The sequence below is a fragment of the Chryseobacterium sp. DT-167 genome, from assembly GCF_058310155.1.
The window spans coordinates 43,409-62,519 of sequence record NZ_JBZEEQ010000001.1 but is presented as its reverse complement, the minus strand read 5'-3'; the positions used below and the strand labels follow the sequence as shown (position 1 = coordinate 62,519).

At 34.2% G+C, this 19,111-nt stretch carries 17 protein-coding genes and 1 pseudogene; 9 read left to right on the top strand and 9 right to left on the bottom strand.

The window, feature by feature from the left end; translation table 11 throughout:
- Positions 1 to 247: 247 nt before the first annotated feature.
- The 4 genes from AC4FQ5_RS00260 (at position 248) to AC4FQ5_RS00245 (ending at position 3,331) form a co-directional block, all read left to right on the top strand.
- Positions 248 to 1,216, top strand: coding sequence for a zinc-dependent alcohol dehydrogenase family protein (locus tag AC4FQ5_RS00260; RefSeq protein ID WP_491140497.1), 969 nt, complete (start codon positions 248 to 250; stop codon positions 1,214 to 1,216).
- Between the two features lie 24 nt (positions 1,217 to 1,240).
- Positions 1,241 to 1,570 carry a nuclear transport factor 2 family protein gene (locus AC4FQ5_RS00255; protein WP_491140496.1) on the top strand — a complete coding sequence of 110 codons (330 nt, stop codon included), beginning with the start codon at positions 1,241 to 1,243 and terminating at the stop codon, positions 1,568 to 1,570.
- 174 nt (positions 1,571 to 1,744) lie between these two features.
- A complete protein-coding gene (locus AC4FQ5_RS00250) occupies positions 1,745 to 2,305 on the top strand; it encodes a TetR/AcrR family transcriptional regulator (RefSeq protein ID WP_491140495.1) in 561 nt (186 codons plus the stop codon).
- Between the two features lie 54 nt (positions 2,306 to 2,359).
- Positions 2,360 to 3,331, top strand: coding sequence for an alpha/beta fold hydrolase (locus AC4FQ5_RS00245; protein ID WP_491140494.1), 972 nt, complete (start codon positions 2,360 to 2,362; stop codon positions 3,329 to 3,331).
- Positions 3,332 to 3,386: 55 nt separating this feature from the next.
- Here the strand turns inward: AC4FQ5_RS00245 and AC4FQ5_RS00240 are convergent, their stop codons facing one another.
- The gene (locus AC4FQ5_RS00240) at positions 3,387 to 3,764 is read right to left on the bottom strand and encodes a winged helix-turn-helix transcriptional regulator (RefSeq protein ID WP_491140493.1); all 378 of its coding nucleotides are present in this window, start codon (positions 3,762 to 3,764) and stop codon (positions 3,387 to 3,389) included.
- Between the two features lie 91 nt (positions 3,765 to 3,855).
- Between AC4FQ5_RS00240 and AC4FQ5_RS00235 the strand changes: the two genes are divergently transcribed.
- From AC4FQ5_RS00235 to ade, 5 genes are all read left to right on the top strand, one after another.
- Complete coding sequence (locus tag AC4FQ5_RS00235) at positions 3,856 to 4,845, top strand: NAD(P)H-dependent oxidoreductase (RefSeq protein WP_491140492.1); 990 nt, start codon at positions 3,856 to 3,858, stop codon at positions 4,843 to 4,845.
- 424 nt (positions 4,846 to 5,269) lie between these two features.
- On the top strand, positions 5,270 to 5,845 hold the full coding sequence (locus AC4FQ5_RS00230; protein ID WP_491140491.1) for a hypothetical protein: 576 nt from the start codon (positions 5,270 to 5,272) through the stop codon (positions 5,843 to 5,845).
- An 85-nt stretch (positions 5,846 to 5,930) separates the two neighbouring features.
- Positions 5,931 to 6,641, top strand: coding sequence for an ABC transporter ATP-binding protein (locus AC4FQ5_RS00225; protein WP_491140490.1), 711 nt, complete (start codon positions 5,931 to 5,933; stop codon positions 6,639 to 6,641).
- 55 nt (positions 6,642 to 6,696) lie between these two features.
- Positions 6,697 to 7,149: a hypothetical protein gene (locus AC4FQ5_RS00220; protein WP_491140489.1), complete on the top strand. Its 453-nt coding sequence runs from the start codon at positions 6,697 to 6,699 to the stop codon at positions 7,147 to 7,149.
- Positions 7,150 to 7,221: 72 nt separating this feature from the next.
- Positions 7,222 to 8,850: an adenine deaminase gene (gene ade / locus AC4FQ5_RS00215; RefSeq protein ID WP_491140488.1), complete on the top strand. Its 1,629-nt coding sequence runs from the start codon at positions 7,222 to 7,224 to the stop codon at positions 8,848 to 8,850.
- Positions 8,851 to 8,852: 2 nt separating this feature from the next.
- Here ade and AC4FQ5_RS00210 read toward each other — a convergent pair whose 3' ends face one another.
- The 8 genes and pseudogenes from AC4FQ5_RS00210 to AC4FQ5_RS00175 all read right to left on the bottom strand — a co-directional run.
- The gene (locus AC4FQ5_RS00210; protein ID WP_491140487.1) at positions 8,853 to 9,644 is read right to left on the bottom strand and encodes a patatin-like phospholipase family protein; all 792 of its coding nucleotides are present in this window, start codon (positions 9,642 to 9,644) and stop codon (positions 8,853 to 8,855) included.
- 144 nt (positions 9,645 to 9,788) lie between these two features.
- Positions 9,789 to 10,403, bottom strand: a complete 615-nt coding sequence (locus tag AC4FQ5_RS00205; RefSeq protein ID WP_491140486.1) for a PH domain-containing protein — start codon at positions 10,401 to 10,403, stop codon at positions 9,789 to 9,791.
- 167 nt (positions 10,404 to 10,570) lie between these two features.
- Positions 10,571 to 11,959, bottom strand: a complete 1,389-nt coding sequence (lpdA, locus tag AC4FQ5_RS00200; protein ID WP_491140485.1) for a dihydrolipoyl dehydrogenase — start codon at positions 11,957 to 11,959, stop codon at positions 10,571 to 10,573.
- Positions 11,960 to 12,041: 82 nt separating this feature from the next.
- Positions 12,042 to 13,358 carry a PQQ-dependent sugar dehydrogenase gene (locus AC4FQ5_RS00195; RefSeq protein WP_491140484.1) on the bottom strand — a complete coding sequence of 439 codons (1,317 nt, stop codon included), beginning with the start codon at positions 13,356 to 13,358 and terminating at the stop codon, positions 12,042 to 12,044.
- A gap of 211 nt (positions 13,359 to 13,569) precedes the next feature.
- Positions 13,570 to 13,833: a hypothetical protein gene (locus tag AC4FQ5_RS00190; RefSeq protein ID WP_491140483.1), complete on the bottom strand. Its 264-nt coding sequence runs from the start codon at positions 13,831 to 13,833 to the stop codon at positions 13,570 to 13,572.
- Positions 13,834 to 13,919: 86 nt separating this feature from the next.
- Positions 13,920 to 16,583 (bottom strand): beta-glucosidase, encoded by a 2,664-nt coding sequence (locus AC4FQ5_RS00185; RefSeq protein WP_491140482.1) that lies wholly within the window; start codon positions 16,581 to 16,583, stop codon positions 13,920 to 13,922.
- A gap of 243 nt (positions 16,584 to 16,826) precedes the next feature.
- Positions 16,827 to 18,266, bottom strand: a complete 1,440-nt coding sequence (locus tag AC4FQ5_RS00180) for an alpha-L-fucosidase (RefSeq protein WP_491140481.1) — start codon at positions 18,264 to 18,266, stop codon at positions 16,827 to 16,829.
- A gap of 140 nt (positions 18,267 to 18,406) precedes the next feature.
- Positions 18,407 to 19,009, bottom strand: a pseudogene (locus tag AC4FQ5_RS00175) (YqjF family protein); the annotation flags it as partial.
- Positions 19,010 to 19,111 lie beyond the last annotated feature (102 nt).

Below are 19,111 nucleotides of genomic sequence, written 5' to 3'. Positions count from 1 at the left end.
GGTATTTACCTAATTAGGCAAATCCAACAACGGATTTGGTTTTATGATTACAGGTTGATTTAAATTGTTTAGTAAAAAGAAGATAAGTTCAAATTTTTAAGTCACAACTTTTTCAAATCTGTAATGGAAAATTTATACATAGAAAAGAAAGAATAAATTCACGATTAATAAATAAAAAAATTTTAATTAATAATTAGACTTTTGCCTAAATAGGTAAATACATAAATAATAAATAAATACAATCATTATGAAAGCAGCAGTATTAAACGAGTTCGGCTCGGTAGAAAAATTTGAAATATTAGATGTTCCAACCCCAAAACCAGGTGTTGATGAAGTATTAGTAAAAGTGATGGCAACATCAGTGAATCCTTTGGATTTTCAGGTTCGCAGAGGAGATTATAAAAGTGAGTTACAACTTCCGGTAATCACAGGACACGATGTTTCAGGTGTGATTGTAGAAGTTGGAACAGGTGTCAATAATTTCAAAGTCGGTGATGAAGTATATTATACTCCTGAAATTTTTAATGGATATGGAAGCTATGCAGAATATCACGTAGCCAAAGAATCGATCATTGGTATCAAACCGAAAAACATCAGTCATTTGGAAGCCGCTACATTTCCTTTAGCAGGGGGAACGGCTTGGGAAATGCTTTACACGAGAGCACAACTTAAGATTAATCAAACAATCCTGATACATGGCGGTGCAGGAGGTGTAGGAATACCAACCATTCAATTGGCAAAAGCAATGGGTGCAACTGTTTATACGACAGCCAGAAGTGTTCACCATGAATTCCTTAAAGGATTGGGGGCAGATCATATCATTGATTATGAAAAGGAAAATTATATCGATGCAATTTTGGAGCTGACAAACGGTAAAGGTGTAGACGTTGTAATTGATACCATTGGCGGTACTACCCTTTCGGACAGCGGAAAGATTCTAAACCAAATGGGACAAGTCGTTACTTTAGTTGATATTGAAATTCCACAAAATCTGATTCATGCATGGGGAAAAAATGCGACTTACCATTTTGTATTTACAAGACAGAACAGAAACAAATTGGACGAGCTTACGAAACTAATCGAGTCTGGGAAATTAAAACCTGTCCTAAACAAAGTTTTCCCATTAGCAGAAATAGGTAAGGCACACAGCCTTTTGGAGTTCAGAGATAGTGATCCTGATTTTTATGGAAAGATTGGTGTACAGATCGGTAATTAAAACATGTATTAAATAAAGTGGATTATGAATAACGAGGAAATTTTTATAAAAGCTAACAAAGCTTTGGCAGAAGGAAACTATGAAGAATTTATTGAATATTGCGCTGATGATATCAAATGGATTAATGTTGGCGGAAGTACATTTAATGGTAAAACAGAAATCCTTAAATATATCAGTTCTTCTTATGATGGGATAACATTTACAACAGAAGATCATATCACAGAAAAAGATATCGTCATCGAGCTTGGTCAGATCGTTTTTGAAAATATTGGCAATGAAAAGGAAAGTTCTTACTGCGATATTTGGAAATTTAAAAATGGACTAATAATTCAAGTAAAGTCATTTGTTATTTAAGACAAGTTTCCTATTATTATATAGTCTCTTAAAAGAGAAATCCCCGATTTCAATCGATCGGGGATTTTTATCATTAGTTGAAATATTGTTACATTTAAAGTTCATATCTAAAATATCGAATAAAATAATTACCGAACGATTGGTAAAATTAGAATTATTTAGTAACTTTGTACTATGAGACCACAGAAAGTATCAGAAAATGATTTAATGGAAAGCCTGTCCAAAACTTTTCGTGCATTTGGATATGAAGGAGCCAGCTTAAAGGAACTTTCAGACGAAACAGGATTGAAAAAGGCCAGTCTTTATCATCGATTCCCTAATGGAAAACAAGAAATGGCAGAATCTGTTTTGCTATACCTTGACCAATGGGTGGAAAATCATGTTTTTTCTGCACTAACGGATAAAAAAAATGATTCAGTTACGCGATTAAAAACAGGCTTGGAACAAATCAGTCTGCTCTACAAAGGAGGCGAAAACATGTGTATATTTAAAGCACTATCCATGGACGCAGGTTTACAACTTTTTGAGAATAATCTCAAAGAAAGCATGCAACAATGGATTAATTCATTCACAAACATCGGACTTTCATTTCATTTATCACCTAAAATTGCAGAACAATTGGCTATCCAAAATTTAATAGATATTCAAGGTAGTTTGGTTCTTTCTAAAATATTGAACGATACAACTATTTTTGAAAATGCATTGAAAAATATTGAACAACGATATATCAAATAAAAAAATTTAAATACATATTTTACCGAACGTTTGGTAAATATAATTTTAATCATTATGAAACACACAATAATTCTATTTTTTGCATTAATGCTACTATTGGGATGTGATAAAACATCCAAAAAATTAACGGAAATACATAATCATTCTATAACAGATGCAGATATGAAAACCACAAAATTTAGAAAACTAATGGTAAACGGAATCAATATCGCTTACCGGGAAGCAGGAAATCCAGAAAAACCTACTCTGGTACTCTTACATGGGTATCCAGCTTCATCCCATCAATACAGAAAAGTGCTTGATCAGTTATCGGACGATTACCATTTGATTGCTCCGGATTATCCTGGATTTGGTGATAGTGACTTTCCTGCGCCCGATCAATATGAATATACCTTTAACAATTTAGCCAATACCATAGATGATTTTTTAGAAAAAAAAGGATTAACATCTTATGCAATAGTAATGCAGGATTATGGTGCTCCTATTGGATTTAGAATCGCTACAAAGCATCCGGAAAGAGTTACTGCTATTATAACACAAAACGGAAATGCTTATGAAGAAGGCCTCGGTGAGGGATGGAAACTTATAAGAGAATTATGGAAAGATCGGAATGAGAAAACAGAATCGGTTTTATTACCAGCTTTTACTCTTGAAGGTCTGAAAAATGAATACACGCACGGCACCAGAAATAAAGAAAATATAAATCCTGATTCCTGGCAGCTAGATTATTTGCGAATGTCTCGCCCCAATGCACATAAGGTAAATCTAGACCTGTGGTATGACTACCAAAATAATGTCAAGCTATACCCAAAATGGCAAAAATATCTTCGTGATTATCAACCACCATTACTCGTTGTTTGGGGTAAAAATGATGTGTATTTTCCGGAAAGCGGTGCAGCAGGGTTTAAAAAAGACGTCAAAAATATCGATTATAATATTTATGATACAGGCCACTTTGCCATGGAAGAAGAAGGTGAAGCAATCATTGAAAAAATCCGCAGCTTCATGAAAAAACTGGAAAAATAAGGTATGAGTATTTATGTTTTTCGATTAAATATCTGCAGTATCTATGCTTTCGGGATTACTTTTTTGTGTGTATTGAATATGATTTTTCTTTTACAACAAAACCTCCCCAAGTAACCAAATATTGCAATAAAGGAATAAGTGTTTTGCCAAAGTCCGTTAAGGAATACTCTACTTTTAAGGGCGGTTTTACATTAAAAACTTCTTTTTTTATAATCCCGTCCTCTTCTAAACTTTTCAATTGAATTGAAAGCATTTTTTCGGTGATATTTGGGATGAGTTTTTTTATTTCGTTAAATCTTTTCTTATCCTCTATTAAATACCAAAGCACCACCGTTTTCCATTTTCCGCCTACATAATGCATGGCAACGTCCATCTCACAATGGAATTTCAATTCATTAATTTCGTTAGTTGATATAGATGTTTTGCTATTCATTTCAAATTATTTTAACCTGTCAAATTTGACAGTTATTGATTGGGTTCAAATTTAAAAATAGTTTTGCAACTATAATTAATATAGTTTAAAAATGACAACAAAAAATTCAACGACTCACAATCGTAATGGTAGGAAAATCTTAATCATATTATCACATCCGGACTTAGAGAATTCAATAGCCAATAAAACAATTATAGAACATATAAAAAAAACAATCCCAGAATCTCAGTTAGAGGTGCGTCATCTCGAATCGTTATATCCTGATTATAAAATTGATATAGAGGCAGAGCAAACTGCATTGCTTAAGGCAGATTTTCTAATTTTTCAACATCCTCTTTATTGGTACTCTACACCATCTATTTTAAAAAAATATTTTGATGATGTGATGACTTGGGGATTCGCTTATGGTACAGGAGGAGATAAACTTAAAGGCAAACATTTTTTACAAAGTGTCACATTGGGTGGATCAAAAGAGTCTTTTACACCTCTTGGGTATAATCGTTTCAGTATAGAAGATATTTTAAAACCAATGCAGCAGTCTATTTATCATATACAAATGATTTATAATCAGCCTTTGTACTCTTATCGAAATGCTTATGTTCCTGAAATATACAATTCCATGTCGGAAGTAAAAGAAAATGCTATTGCTCATGCAGAAAAACTAATTGAAAAAATTCAGGAGTTTTCTAAAGGGAATAAAGAAAAGGTGGAAACTTTTATTTACAAATGGTTTAGCCATTTTGACAGATTAGATGAAAACGGTTACTTTATTCAATACCTTCATAAAGATATAGAATTCACATTTCCTGGATACGGCAACATGAAAGGACACAACGAGTTTAATGCATGGTACTACGCAATAAAAGAAAAATTAGAAGTTCCAATTAAACATGAAGTTAAAAATTTAATAATCGAGGAAATTGAAAGAAATGGATTTGATATACGTTTTCAAGTACATTTACAAGCCAAAGAAAAAGAAAGCCAAAAAGAAATTAATGTTGTTGAAACAGAAAATTGGAAATTAATTTGGGATGAAAATAGCGATAGACCTATCATAGAAAAATATGTTGTAAGTGCTTAAAAATAAAAAACAGTTTGATCTTAGTAGGTAACAATATATTTAATGTACCCATCAATTCAAACACATTTATGAGAAGAAGATATGATTATATATTTTTTTAACCGGATATTATCATATAAAACAGAGATTTTTTATTTAAATTTTTCGCATTGAAGTATATTCTAAATACCCTTTAGTACCTTCAAAATACTATCTATATCTGCCAATAGATGATTTGAATAGAGTCCTGTCGAGGTCACTTATTCTAAAACCGCTTTAAAGAGCGGTTTTTTTTATTTTTAATAAGAAATTAAATTATCCTGAATTTTAATAATGCAAATAACGATGTCAAAAAAAAATATTATTTTTGTCCCAGAAAAAATTGTTGTTTATGGTAGAATAATTAAATTAGCAAGACCATATCACAATTATTAAAATAAAATACATGAGAAAAATAATTCTACTATTCACCTGCATATTCAGCATTGGTGCTTTTTCACAAATTAAAGTTCTGAAGAATGAAACTCTGGTGGAAATCGGCAAAGAAAACTCGGTAGGTCTTTATAAAAAAGAAAACAGGTTTACTTTTAATTATCAGGATATCAATACCAGTAATCTGAATACCTTCAGATCATTTTCATTTCTAGACGTCAATGGTGATGTAATGGGGCTTTACAAACTTGTTACTGACGGTTTTATCGACGAACCAGTAGGAAATGTGACTTTAGAGCTTCCTAATGATATTATCGAACTTCATTATGAAAAAAACTATGGTCAGCCGACAGTACAATTCATTCAGTTTATCAATAAAAACAGAAAATATGTTGGAAAATCACAGTTTCTGAATAAAAAGCAGATTGATAAAATTTTCGGGATCGGTACTTCAAAAGCGGCTTTGTACAATAAACCGGCACAAAGAACAACCGCAGCTTCTAATGTAGCGAATACACAACAAACCTACACAAACGAAACACCTGCCGCTACAAAACCAACAACCACTAAAAAGAAATCAAGAAAATAATTTTATTTTTTTTAATAATACTCAACTCATTCTCATCGAATGAGTTTTTTTATTTTTATTTTTGTGAAAAGATTATCATTAAATTATGTCTCTTCAAGTAATCAATCTCACCAAAAAATTTGCTGAGCAAACTGCTCTCGATAACATTAATATCTCTATTGAAAAAAACGAAATTATCGGTCTTCTCGGTCCCAACGGAGCAGGAAAATCTACGCTGATGAAATCGATTGTCGGTGCTCTGAAAATTGATGAGGGTGAAATCATTTTTAATGGTAAAAACATTTCGGAAAATGAGATTGAAAGTAAAAAAAACATCGGTTTCCTGCCTGAAAACAACCCGTTGTATCTGGAAATGTATGTAAAGGAATATCTGCAGTTTGTAGCAAATATTCACAAAATTTCTGAAGCAAGAGTAGATGAAGTGATTGAATTGGTAGGAATTACTCCGGAAAAATCAAAGAAAATCAGTCAGCTTTCCAAAGGTTATAAACAGAGAGTCGGCTTGGCTCAGGCGATTATTCATCAACCGGATTTATTGATTTTAGATGAACCGACAAACGGTTTAGACCCCAATCAAATTATTGAAATCAGAAATGTGGTGAAGGAAATTGGTAAAGAAAAGACGGTTTTGCTTTCCACGCACATTATGCAGGAAGTTGAAGCATTGTGTTCACGAGTGATTTTGATTCACAAAGGAAATATTTTACAAGATTGCGCAATCGAAGAGTTTAAAGGTAAATTTGATAGCTTAGAAGAAGCTTTTGCGAGTTATACACAGACTGAAAATATTTTGTAATTGGCTCTAAATTTGATAATATTCCGGTACAATAATCTTAAAATATATCGACAAAATGATTAAGAAAATTATACTGTATGCAACTTTAGCACCTTTTTTATCTTTTGCAAATGTGATAAAAGATGATAATATTTCTGATTTACCTAAAGAAATCAAGAATAACAGAGGGAAAAAAGATCAGGAAAAAGTTCCGAAAACAGTTATCATTAAAACTAAAAAGTTTAAAATAAGAATCGACAAACAACCCAACGGAAATTATCTTTACCAATCTTGGGGTGCCAATACAAAAATAACTGCAAAACCAAGCATGATCATTTCTGATGGAGAACTCATTCCTGACGGAAGCGGAGGGAATTATTATTACGAATTCAACAATAATAATTACAGCTATAAAGTCTACAGAAATTATCTGAGTGATTCTGCAACAAAACCCGCTTACACATTGGTTGTAACTGATATTGACGGAAAAACTGTGGTAAAACAAGATGGTAAGATTGTAAAAAATTAAATTTAATTAAAAAATCAAATAATAAATTCCTAATTTTCGCAATTAGGAATTTTTCATTTTAATAAAAACGCAATGACATTTACAGTTAAAGCCAATCTAATAGACATTATTTCAAGGGAAAATTACCCTGCTAAAGTTATTGTTTCCAATAAAAAAATTGTCTCAATCAAAAGGATTGAAGAATCTTTAAATACATACATTTTACCCGGTTTTATAGACGCTCATGTTCATATTGAAAGCAGTATGCTTGTTCCTTCAGAATTTGCGCGTATTGCTGTAAAGCACGGAACTGTGGGAACGATTTCCGATCCTCATGAGATCGCCAATGTTTTGGGAATTTCCGGTGTAGATTATATGATTGATAATGCTCAGAAAGTTCCGTTTCACTTTTATTTTGGAGCTCCTTCATGCGTTCCCGCAACCAATTTTGAAACAGCGGGAGCAGTCATTGATCCTAATGATATTGATCAACTATTAAGCAGAAATGAAATTGTTTATCTCGCTGAAATGATGAATTTTCCGGGTGTGATTTATAATGATGAAGACGTTTTAAAGAAAATTGCTTCTGCAAAAAAACACAAAAAACCTATTGACGGTCATGCTCCCGGATTGATGGGCGAAGGAATGAAAACTTATTTTGATGCAGGAATAACTACCGATCATGAATGTTTTGGTTACACTGAAGCTCTCGAAAAGCTGAAGCATGGCGTAAAAATAATGATCAGAGAAGGAAGTGCTGCCAAAAATTTTGATACATTAATTCCTTTATTAAAAGATTTCCCGGAGCAGATTATGTTTTGCTGTGACGACAAACATCCCGATAATTTGATCGAATCTCATATCAACGAGCATGTGAAACGTGCAATAAAAAAAGGTCACGATGTATATGACGTTTTACGTGCAGCTTCTTACAATGTCATAAAACATTATAATTTACCTATAGGACTATTGCAGGTTGGTGACAATGCAGATTTTATTGAGGTTGATAATATTGATGATTTTAATATTTTAAAAACATACATCAACGGAGAACTGGTTGCAGAGAACGGAAAATCATTTATTGAATCTGTTGAAGCACCGATTGTGAATAATTTTAATTGCAACCTGAAACAGCCTTCTGACTTTAAAATTAAAAGTGAAGGTGAAAAAACTCGGGTAATAGAAGCTTTAGACGGACAATTAATTACCCATGAAATTCAAAAAGAAACTTTAGTCATTGATGGATTTGCTGAATCAAACATCGAGGAAGACATTCTGAAAATTGCCGTTGTCAATCGTTACAATGACGCGCCTGTTGCAGTAGCATTTATTAAAAATTTTGGTTTAAAAAGTGGAGCGATCGCTTCCTGTGTCGCCCACGATTGTCATAATATCGTTGTCGTAGGAACGAATGATGAGGATATTTGTAAAGCGGTCAATGCAGTAATCAAAGCAAAAGGAGGAATTTCATTGGCTACAGAAACTGAAGAATTGGTTTTGGAATTGCCAATTGCAGGAATTATGACCCATCTTCCAGCCGAAAAAGTTGCAGAATTATATATCCAATTAGACCGAAGAGCTAAAGAATTGGGAAGTAAGTTGAGAGCTCCTTATATGAGTTTGTCTTTTATGGCACTTTTGGTTATCCCTGAATTAAAACTAAGCGATAAAGGATTGTTTAACGGTAAAAGTTTTGAGTTTACGGATATTTTTGTAAAATAACCCTAGTTTTTCAACGCCTTCATAAAATCATTTTCCGAATAACTGCTTTTGGCAGCTTCATATCCGATGTTATAAATTTGCTCGAGACGATCTTTTTTTCTTTCAAAATTTCCGAAAGCGGAAAGATCTTTTGAAGAAATAAGCCAGTCACAATATTCAAATTTTACTTTTTCAACTCTGTAGGAAAACAGATCGAAAGAGCGGGAAACGATAGATTTAATGGTTTTAAGATCAGTAATTTTAATATCATGCGGCGGCGAAACAAATACTCCGATCAATTTATCACAGTCGTTTCTGATAATATCTGCCGGAAAGTTATTGAGAACTCCCCCATCACAATACATTTCTTCACCCAAAATATAAGGCGTTGTAATTCCGGGAATTGAGCACGAAGCAATCATTGCATCGATTACATTAAAATCTTTATCAAATATTTTCTCCGTTCCTGAAACTAGTTCTGTAGCAACAATTCGCACTTCTTTATCTAAATCACCAATTTTCATATCCTGAAAAATTGGCTTAAGGTAATTGGCAAAAATAATGGAGGAAACCAATCCTGGTTGATTAAACGTAAAATGTTTCCAGTTAAAAAAATAGATGGACTGAAAGAAATCTAAAATTTCTTCAGGCTTTTTCCCGATTGCATAAAGACAGCCGACAATGGATCCTGCACTGCAACATGACAGAATATCAATGTCAATATTTTTCTCGCTCAGAAATTTTAAAACCCCTGCATGAGCAATACCTTTTGTACCGCCTCCCGATAAAACCAATCCTGTTTTTTCAAAATTCATTGAATAAATTTAATGAAAACTCTCTGGAAAAACAGTAATAATGACGTTAAATATTATGCATTACCAATAATTTTTATTGCATGAAAAAAAAAAAAACCACAGACAAAAAATCTGTGGTTTATTGATAACTTTCAGAATTAAATTCTAATTATTGATATACTTTTCAAAAATTTTAGAGAAATCTTTTTGGGTATATTTATCAAAACTGGTTGTATTCCAGGCGAAAATATATTCGTTAATTGTTCTTAATTCCTGACTTTTCGAAACGTTTTCCTGCTTTCCTGATGCTACAGTTGTTATTGCTTTCTGCAAACTGTCATTTGAAAAATTCAACAGTGAATGATTGTGATGAACCACCTGCTGAATTGCCAAGAGTGCTTTGTATAAATCTTTCAGCTGATCAACCTGCCCTTTTGCAACACTGATCATTAAAGGAACATTTCCGATATTAAATGATATTTCAACATCCAGGTCAATTGTTCCTGCAGTCTGCAACACTACATTCGAGAAAGGAAACTGATAGTATTCATATCTTCTCAAAATTCTCTTTCGGTCAATTGCACTAGCTCCGTCAATATGGATCAATGCTCTGTTGGTAAAGCAATACTCATCTCTTTTAGATTTAATCAGGAAGAAAATTTTTTCCTGATCTTCCGAAAGAATGTAATCATCAGAATCTACTTTATCATAATCCTGGGAAGGAATAATTTTACCTATATCTCCTAATCCTAAAGCTTCTGCAGCTAATTTTTTAAACATAATTTAATTTTAATTTGTAGTTTATTAATATGAATAAAATTAAGAAAATAAGCGAAATAAAACCATAAAAAATATTTAAGAAAAACAAAAAACCACAGAAAAAAATCTGTGGTTTTGATATTGTTAAACTTTGTCAAAAGATCTACACCTCTGTCAAAGCAAAAAAATTAAATGTGAATCACTTCACCATATGCAGCAGCAGCAGCTTCCATAATGGCTTCAGAAACCGTTGGATGCGGGTGAATAGATTTGATGATTTCGTGACCTGTAGTTTCCAGTTTTCTGGCAACAACAGCTTCTGCAACCATATCGGTTACTCCTTCACCAATCATGTGACAACCTAACCATTCTCCATATTTCGCATCAAAAATCACTTTGATGAAACCGTCTGTATTTCCGTTTGCAGTCGCTTTTCCACTTGCAGAAAGAGGGAATTTACCAACTTTGATCTCGTAACCTTTTTCTTTAGCCTGTTTTTCAGTAAGACCAACAGAAGCCACTTCTGGGTGACAGTAAGTACATCCCGGAATATTGCCATAGTCGATTTTTTCAACGTGCAAGCCTTTGATTTTTTCTACACAAGTGATTCCTTCAGCAGAAGCAACGTGTGCCAAAGCCTGAGTCGGGATGATATCTCCGATTGCATAGTAACCAGGAACTGAAGTTTCGTACCATTCATTAACCAAAACTCTACCTTTATTTGTCTGGATTCCCACTTCTTCAAGACCGATGTTCTCGATGTTTGCAGCGATTCCCACAGCAGATAATAAAATATCAGCTTCAAGGGTGATGTTTCCTTTTTCTGTTTTCACCGTCGCTTTCACGCCGTTTCCGCTTGTGTCTACGCTTTCAACAGATGCGTTGGTCATGATCTCGATACCTGATTTTTTCAGAGATTTCTCTAAGTGTTTTGAGATTTCTTCGTCTTCCACAGGAACAATATTTGGTAAGAATTCAACAACAGTTACTTTTGTTCCCATTGTATTATAGAAATCAGCAAACTCAACTCCGATAGCTCCGGAACCTACAACGATCATAGATTTTGGCTGCTCAGGAAGAGATAATGCCTGTCTGTATCCGATTACTTTTTTACCGTCCTGAGGCAAGTTTGGCAATTCTCTTGAACGAGCTCCAGTAGCAATAATGATGTTTGTTCCTGAATATTCGGTTACTTTACCTTCTTTATCTGTTACAGAAACTTTTTTACCTTTCTGAACTTTAGCTGTACCAAGAATTACATCAATTTTGTTCTTTTTCATCAAGAACTCGATTCCTTTGCTCATCTTAGAAGCAACACCACGGCTTCTCTGGATCACATTCGGAAACTCAAAACTCGCTTCCACTTTGTTTAAACCATAATCTTCAGCGTGATTGATGTAATGAAAAACCTGAGCCGACTTCAACAAAGCTTTCGTTGGAATACATCCCCAGTTAAGGCAGATTCCTCCTAAACTTTCTTTCTCGATAATTGCGGTTTTGAAACCCAACTGTGCTGCTCTGATTGCTGTAACATATCCACCAGGACCACTTCCGATGACAATAATATCGTAATTCATTAGCTTAAAATTTTTATGCGAATTTAAGGAAAAATATTGACGAAAACGAAAAGCAACCTTATCAAGTTGCTTTTCCTATTTTTTACTTATTCTTGTTCTGGGAAACCCTCCAGACAATTCCGCTGACATCATCTGCTACGAGTAAAGAACCGTCTGCAATCTGTAAAACACCGACCGGTCTTCCATACACATCTCCTTTATCTTTATCTGCAATAAAACCTGTCAGAAAAGGTTCATAACCTCCTGAAGCTTTCCCGTTTTTAAATGGTACAAAAGCAACCTGATAACCTGCTAACGAAGAACGGTTCCATGATCCGTGCTGTCCGATGAACGCTCCGTTTTTATACTTTTCCGGAAACTGTTGACCTGTATAAAAAGTCAGTCCCAAAGATGCGGTGTGAGCTCCCAATGGAACATCCGGAACGATTGTTTTTGCAACCAAATCTGGTTTTTCTCCTTTTCTTCTCGGATCTTCATGCTTTCCAAAATATGCATAAGGCCATCCGTAAAATGCATCTCTTTTTACACTTGTCAAATAATCTGGAACTAGCTCATCACCTAATTCATCTCTTTCATTCACGACAGTCCATAATTCTCCGGTTACAGGATTCCAGCCCATTCCCACAGGATTTCTGAGTCCTGCTGCAAATATCTTTTCTCCGTTTCCGTCAGGATTTACTTCTAATATATTAGCTCTTCGCACTTCATACTCCATTCCGTTTTCTCCAACGTTGCTTCCTGATCCAACAGAAATATAAATTTTCGACTGATCTTTATTTGAAATTAAATTTCTCGTCCAGTGATTATTATAACCTCCTGCCGGAAGATTGACGATTTTCTTACCCGGTTTTGTGATTTTTGTTTCACCTTCTTTATAAGGATAAACCCAAAGTCCATCGGTATTTGCTACATAAAATTGGTCTTTAATAATCAACATTCCATATGGTTGATTTAAATTATCAAGAAAAACAGAAGAAGATTCTGCAACCCCGTCTTTATTTGCATCCCTGTAAAGAATAATTCTGTTGGCTGATTTTCCGCCAACTTCAGCATCGCTTTTTCCGCTGATGTCGTTTTTGATCTTTTCTTTTGCGGTACGTTCAGAATTGGAAAGTACAACAAAAATATCTCCGTTAGATGCCTGAATCATATTTCGTGGACTTTTAATATTCTCTGCAAATCTTGTTACCGTAAATCCTTCAGGAGCAACCGGAGTTTTTCCCGATGGCCATCCGATCACGTTACTAAATTTATTTTTAGCACTTTTTTCGTCCGGAGCAGGCAACTGCAAAGTATCGGTTTCCGTTCTTACTTCGTCTGTTTTCATATTTTCTGAACTTTTTTTGTCTTTACAGCTTACAACAATTGCGAGTAAAATAGGTAGAATAAATTTTTTCATAAATTTTATTGAGTGATTTGATAGATTATTGAAATTTCTACATTTCACGAACAAAAACTATTCCTTTAAAGCTTCATAACAGCTTTCATGAGAAACAAAGTTTTACAGTTTAATTTTAAACAAAAAAGAGAACGCAAAAATGCATTCTCTCATTCGATTTATTTAAAATAAGATTTTTCTGATTAGTAAATCAAATCATAAGATTGATTATTTACCTTGTACTATTAAGCAGTTTTCTTTCATTCTGATATCTTAAATTCAAAGCTTTCAGTTGCTCCTGCTTCATTTTTTTTGTAGCCACCGGATGATTCATGATCAGCTTTTTCTCTGCATTGTATCTTTTCTGCAATTCTCTGGATTTACTGTTTGTCAGTTCCGTTTTTGACGGATGTGGCGGAGCAGGCGGACGTCTTTGTCCATATACACTTATTGATAATCCAAATAACAATACGGTTGATATTAATAATTTTTTCATGACATTTTATTTTTTGAATGATTTAAATTATTTCATTCAGATTCATATTAAACATTACATATATCATACCACATTATGAAGAGGTTTTATTCAACTTCAATATTCTGCTTTAAAGGAAGGTTTTTTGATGAGTTTCCGACCATAATTCTGTAGGTTCCTTTTTCGACGATCCAATTCATTTTTTCATTTAAAAACTTCAATTCCTGAACCGGAACTTCAATCAAAATTTGCTTTGATTCTCCAGGTTTTAACTCAACTTTTTTCAACCCTTTCAATTCGATAATCGGTCTTGAAACGGAAGCCAGCAAGTCTTTTACATATAACTGAACCACTTCTCGTCCCGTTTTTGAGCCTGTATTTTTAACCATAATTGTAGCTACAATCGTTTCGTTTTCAGTAAATTTTATTTTATTTAATTGTAAATCAGATATTTCGAAAGTCGTATAACTCAGACCAAAACCAAAAGGATACAATGGTTCACCACTCAAATCGTGATAGTCATTTCCCCTTCCTGTCGGATGATGATTGTAGGTCAAAGGCAACTGACCTTCCTCAATCGGAAACGTAACCGGCAATTTCCCTGATGGATTTTCTGCCCCGAAAAGCACTTTTGCCACGGCATTCCCACCTTCTTCTCCGGGATACCAAACATCTAAAATGGCTCCGACTTTGTCCTTCCAATCAGTAGTTTTAATGGCAGAACCACCCACCAAAATAACCGCAATCTTTTTATTCAATTTTGAAATTTCCTGAATAAATTTTTCCTGATTTCCTGGCAGGCTCAACGAAGAACGATCCTGAAATTCCCCTTCATGAATTCCGGCTGTAATGATGATATAATCTGCATTTTGAGCCAGTTGCAAAGCATCATTAAAATCTTTTTGCCCATCATTTAAACCATAATTCCAGATCAATTCGATGTTTGCTTCTCCCCTGTTTTCATGAAACTCAACAATGATATCATATTTTTGACCTTTAATAAAATCAATATCAACCGTTTTGGTTGAATAACTCAACTTTTCCCAATTGTCGATCATTAATTTTCCATTTAAATATAATCTGAAACCATCGTTTCCACGAAGTCCCAATTGATATTTTCCAGAATTTGGAGCTTCTAATTTTCCTGTCCAGCGAACACTGTAATTGTCCGATTGTAATTTTTCAGGATTTGGAGAATATAAAGTCCATTTAAAATTCAACTGTTCGTCCTGTTTTTCAAATGCGGGATTTCCTTTTAAATCAGAATTGGAAAAATAGTTTCCTTTTAGTCCTTTTTGGTTTTCAGAAGATAAAAATTCAGCTGAAACTGTCGTGAAACTCTTCAAATTCCAGTCAATTCCTTTTGAATAATTCACTTCAATATTTTTATTTTTAACGAAATTTTTAATTCCATCCAAAATGCTCACTTTCTTATTTCCCGGTCCCGAATAACCACCCAATCTTGCATCAACTGCATCAGTTCCAACCACCAAAATCTTTTTAATATTTCCTGAAATCGGAAGTGTCTGATTATTATTTTGAAGCAAAACAAAAGATTCAATAGCTGTTTTTTCGGCTAAAGGTTTGTGATTTAATTTTTTTAATTCCGAAATAGCTGCATCAGAAACGTAAGGATTTTCAAACAAACCGAGTTCAAATTTCGCCCGTAAAACTCTCGAAACCGCATCATCAATTCTTTCCTGAGAAATTCTTCCATCCAAAAACGGCGGAATAAACAATTTATAATGGTTATATTCTGTCTGGAAAATCACATCAAGCCCAGCATTGATCGCCTGTGCAGAAGCATCATCGTAATCTTTTGCTGTAAAATGCAGCACATTTGCACCACCCACCGCGCTTGCATCACTGATGACAAAACCTTTGAAATTCCATTCGTTTTTTAATTTTTCGGTCAATAACCAATGATTCGCCGTGGAAGGTCTTCCGTCCAACACATTATAAGAAGTCATTACAGAACGACTTTTCCCTTGTTTAAAGGCTTTTTGAAAAGGAATCAAATGTGTTTCCTCCAAATATCTTTTGCTCCAATGAATAGGATACGAATCTCTTCCGCCCTCGCCCACATTCGCTAAAAAATGCTTCGGAGTTGTAATAATTCCCTGATTTTCAAAAGAACTGACGAAATTTACACCCATCACAGAAGTTAAAAACAGATCCTCACCATACGTTTCCTCGGTTCTTCCCCATCGAACATCACTCGCCAAATTCACAACCGGCGTCAAAATCTGACGAATTCCCCTCAGCTTCGATTCTTTTGCAATGGCCGACGAAACTTCCCTCATCAACTCCGGATTGAAAGTTGCAGACAAACCGATCGCCTGTGGAAAAGCCGTTGCTCCTTCTCGCATTAATCCGTGTAAAGCCTCATCAAAAGGGATAATCGGAATTCCCAATCTGGATTCTTCCACAAAATATTTTTGGATCGCATTGATTTTTTTGGCTAATCTTTCCGCATCTTCATTGGCATTATAGGTCAACATTTGTCCGGCAGCTCCACCGCTCTGATTTCCCGCACTTACCTGCAAACCGAAAACTCCGTGGGAATACTGACCTTTCGGAACGTTATCCAAATCTCCGGGAATCATGAAACACTGCCAGAATTTTTCTTCCGGCGTCATTCTTTTCAGTAAATCCTGAACTCTGGCTTCTACAGGCTGTTTCGGATCTTTGTATAACGGTTTTTGAGCTGAGATGAATATAGAACTCAATAATGAAATTGCTATGATTTTAAAACGAAATTTAAAGCACATAAATAATTTGATTTAATTATTGTTCTTTTGTCTTGAAACAAAAGAACCAAAAATTCAAGACTTGGAACTCTCCGCTAAAAATTAAAATTTAATCCTAAAATTCCCAAAAATTGCGCGAATTCAATATTCGTTCTTCGGTTCAATATTTGTGTCGCGCTTCAAACAATGGGAATTTCTTAACGGATTAAGTTTTAATTTTCTTAACGCTGCGATTTCCTAGGTCGTTTTAAAGACAGTTTATAGTTATTGTGTAATTTGAATTACGGTTGCATATTTTAATTGATTTCTTTCTTTAGGCAAATTAATTTCAATAGAATTTCCTGTTTTTTTCCATTGAATTTTATCTGCTAATCCTAGAATTTTCAATGATTTTGGTTTAAAATTTTCAGGAATAGAAAAATTTAAAGCCGATGGGGACTGATAATCTGTCTTTTCATCAATATGAAAAATATTCATCGTTTTTCCGTCTTTGCTTTGAGTATAATAAAAATTTCCGTCGTGGTAAGGCGCTATACTTCTTGTTGCAAAAACAGCCGACTGATTGCTATCCATCCAGTCAGAAATTTCGTTTAACCTTTCGTAGACAATCGGATCATAGTCTCCATTGGGACCGGGCGCGATATTCATCAGATAATTTCCTCCTCTCGAAATGATTTTAATTAAAGTTTCAATAATCTTTTGAGACGACTTATAATTATCATTCGGCACATACGAAAAAGAATCTCCCATCGTGATGCAACTTTCCCATGGAATTGACAGAGTATGTTCGGGAACGGCCTGCTCCGGCGTCACATAATTTTCCCATTTTCCAGGAACAGTGCGGTCTACAATGATAATTCCAGGTTGGTTTTTCCGAGCCATCGTCCCGATTTTATCCATATCAATGTCCTGTTCGACCTTGATGGTTCTCTGCCATTCTACTTTTGGATCAATAGTATTAAATGGACGAACCCAACCTCCATCCAGCCAAAGAATATCGATTTTACCATAATTTGAAGTGATTTCATTTAATTGATTAAATGTGAATTTTTTAAAATTTTCCCATCTTTCGGGATATTTTTTCGGATCATAATTCACATTTCTGTCTTTTGGCGGAAAATAGGACCACCAATAATCATCAGAATGCCAGTCGGGTTTTGAAAAATAAGCCCCAATTTTAAAGCCTTCTTTTCGGAATGTTTTGAAAATTTCTTTTGTCACATCCGCTTTCGGGTTTTTGGAAAAAGGTGTTTTTGAAGACGTAATTTTATAATCAGATTGCTGAGTATCAAACATTGCAAAACCATCGTGATGCTTTGTGGTAAAGACCACATATTTCATTCCGGCTTTTTTTGCTGCATCTGCCCATTTTTGTGGATTAAACTGAGTCGGGTTAAAAGTCGTCTGAAGATTTTCATAGTTTTTCACATATTCGTAGTAAGATTTTCCGTATTCCGGTTTTCTTTGTGTCCAGGATTCATCTTCAGGGCATAGACTCCAACTCTCCACAATTCCCCACTGGCTGTAGGTTCCCCAATGCATAAACAGTCCGAATTTCAAATCCTGCCAGTTTTCCAGATTTTGAATTACGAGCGGATCTGTCGGTTTCTGGTAACCCTCCGAAACATTGTGAGCCTGTGAAAAATAAGTAGATGAGAGTAAAAGTGACGAGAAAAACAGGGTTTTCGTTTTTTTACTTACCATAAAGTTTTTAGTTTTTGCTAATTTAATCTTTAACCACAAAAGCAACAAACATTTTTTAACACATAAGCAAATGATTTTTGAATTAAAATATTTTAGACAAAATAAATTTCAGCAGGCTTTCTGACTTTTATTTAATTTTTCTAAACTAAATACTTTTTCGTTTTCACGATAATTTTAGATCCTTCTGCAAGCATGACCGATAGGGGTTCCTGATGATTTAGACATTCAAAATCATTTCCGTAAATCTTGTTGAAACAGATTTCGAGCTGATGATTTCTGACTTTGTACCAATCCCATTTTGGATGACAGACTTCATATTCTGAGGTTTTGTTGGATCCTTTTGTAAAACCATAATAATGTTCCGTGATAAATTCAAATTCTGAATCATTTTCCATCGGTAATGCTTTATTGTCGGCAGTTATTTCGATAGAATGCCAACTTTTGTCTTTCCAGGAATATTTGATCATGAAATCATTTTTGCTATGCTGAATATGATTTTTCATACGCATTGTCTGATAATTTTCTCTGTAAATTGAGTTTGCCACAAAACTTAATGCAGGTTTCGGAACAATTTCTTTGATGAAAACTACTCCCCTTTTCCACTCATTTCCTTCTTTTTTCTTAACATAAAATCTAAGATTTACCTCCTCAAAATTTCTGTGAAAAGGAATTGGAAGTCCTAATAATTTGGTATTTAAAAACATAAAACCTACGAGACTCACATAACATTTGCCTTTATAGAAATCGAGTTCAGTTCATTTTGGAAGATATTTTATTAATATTTCGGGATCTATTTCGTAATTGATGATTGCTAATTTTCGCCATTCGGCTTTCAGGAAATTCAT

What these genes read in the sequence shown, in the direction of transcription:
- lpdA (WP_491140485.1), bottom strand. Translation starts at nt 11,959, where the DNA reads ATGAATTACGATATTATTGTCATCGGAAGTGGTCCTGGTGGATATGTT.
- ade (WP_491140488.1), top strand. Translation starts at nt 7,222, where the DNA reads ATGACATTTACAGTTAAAGCCAATCTAATAGACATTATTTCAAGGGAA.
- AC4FQ5_RS00235 (WP_491140492.1), top strand. Translation starts at nt 3,856, where the DNA reads ATGACAACAAAAAATTCAACGACTCACAATCGTAATGGTAGGAAAATC.
- AC4FQ5_RS00240 (WP_491140493.1), bottom strand. Translation starts at nt 3,764, where the DNA reads ATGAATAGCAAAACATCTATATCAACTAACGAAATTAATGAATTGAAA.
- AC4FQ5_RS00180 (WP_491140481.1), bottom strand. Translation starts at nt 18,266, where the DNA reads ATGGTAAGTAAAAAAACGAAAACCCTGTTTTTCTCGTCACTTTTACTC.
- AC4FQ5_RS00185 (WP_491140482.1), bottom strand. Translation starts at nt 16,583, where the DNA reads ATGTGCTTTAAATTTCGTTTTAAAATCATAGCAATTTCATTATTGAGT.
- AC4FQ5_RS00195 (WP_491140484.1), bottom strand. Translation starts at nt 13,358, where the DNA reads ATGAAAAAATTTATTCTACCTATTTTACTCGCAATTGTTGTAAGCTGT.
- AC4FQ5_RS00220 (WP_491140489.1), top strand. Translation starts at nt 6,697, where the DNA reads ATGATTAAGAAAATTATACTGTATGCAACTTTAGCACCTTTTTTATCT.
- AC4FQ5_RS00250 (WP_491140495.1), top strand. Translation starts at nt 1,745, where the DNA reads ATGAGACCACAGAAAGTATCAGAAAATGATTTAATGGAAAGCCTGTCC.
- AC4FQ5_RS00260 (WP_491140497.1), top strand. Translation starts at nt 248, where the DNA reads ATGAAAGCAGCAGTATTAAACGAGTTCGGCTCGGTAGAAAAATTTGAA.
- AC4FQ5_RS00205 (WP_491140486.1), bottom strand. Translation starts at nt 10,403, where the DNA reads ATGTTTAAAAAATTAGCTGCAGAAGCTTTAGGATTAGGAGATATAGGT.
- AC4FQ5_RS00190 (WP_491140483.1), bottom strand. Translation starts at nt 13,833, where the DNA reads ATGAAAAAATTATTAATATCAACCGTATTGTTATTTGGATTATCAATA.
- AC4FQ5_RS00225 (WP_491140490.1), top strand. Translation starts at nt 5,931, where the DNA reads ATGTCTCTTCAAGTAATCAATCTCACCAAAAAATTTGCTGAGCAAACT.
- AC4FQ5_RS00230 (WP_491140491.1), top strand. Translation starts at nt 5,270, where the DNA reads ATGAGAAAAATAATTCTACTATTCACCTGCATATTCAGCATTGGTGCT.
- AC4FQ5_RS00255 (WP_491140496.1), top strand. Translation starts at nt 1,241, where the DNA reads ATGAATAACGAGGAAATTTTTATAAAAGCTAACAAAGCTTTGGCAGAA.
- AC4FQ5_RS00210 (WP_491140487.1), bottom strand. Translation starts at nt 9,644, where the DNA reads ATGAATTTTGAAAAAACAGGATTGGTTTTATCGGGAGGCGGTACAAAA.
- AC4FQ5_RS00245 (WP_491140494.1), top strand. Translation starts at nt 2,360, where the DNA reads ATGAAACACACAATAATTCTATTTTTTGCATTAATGCTACTATTGGGA.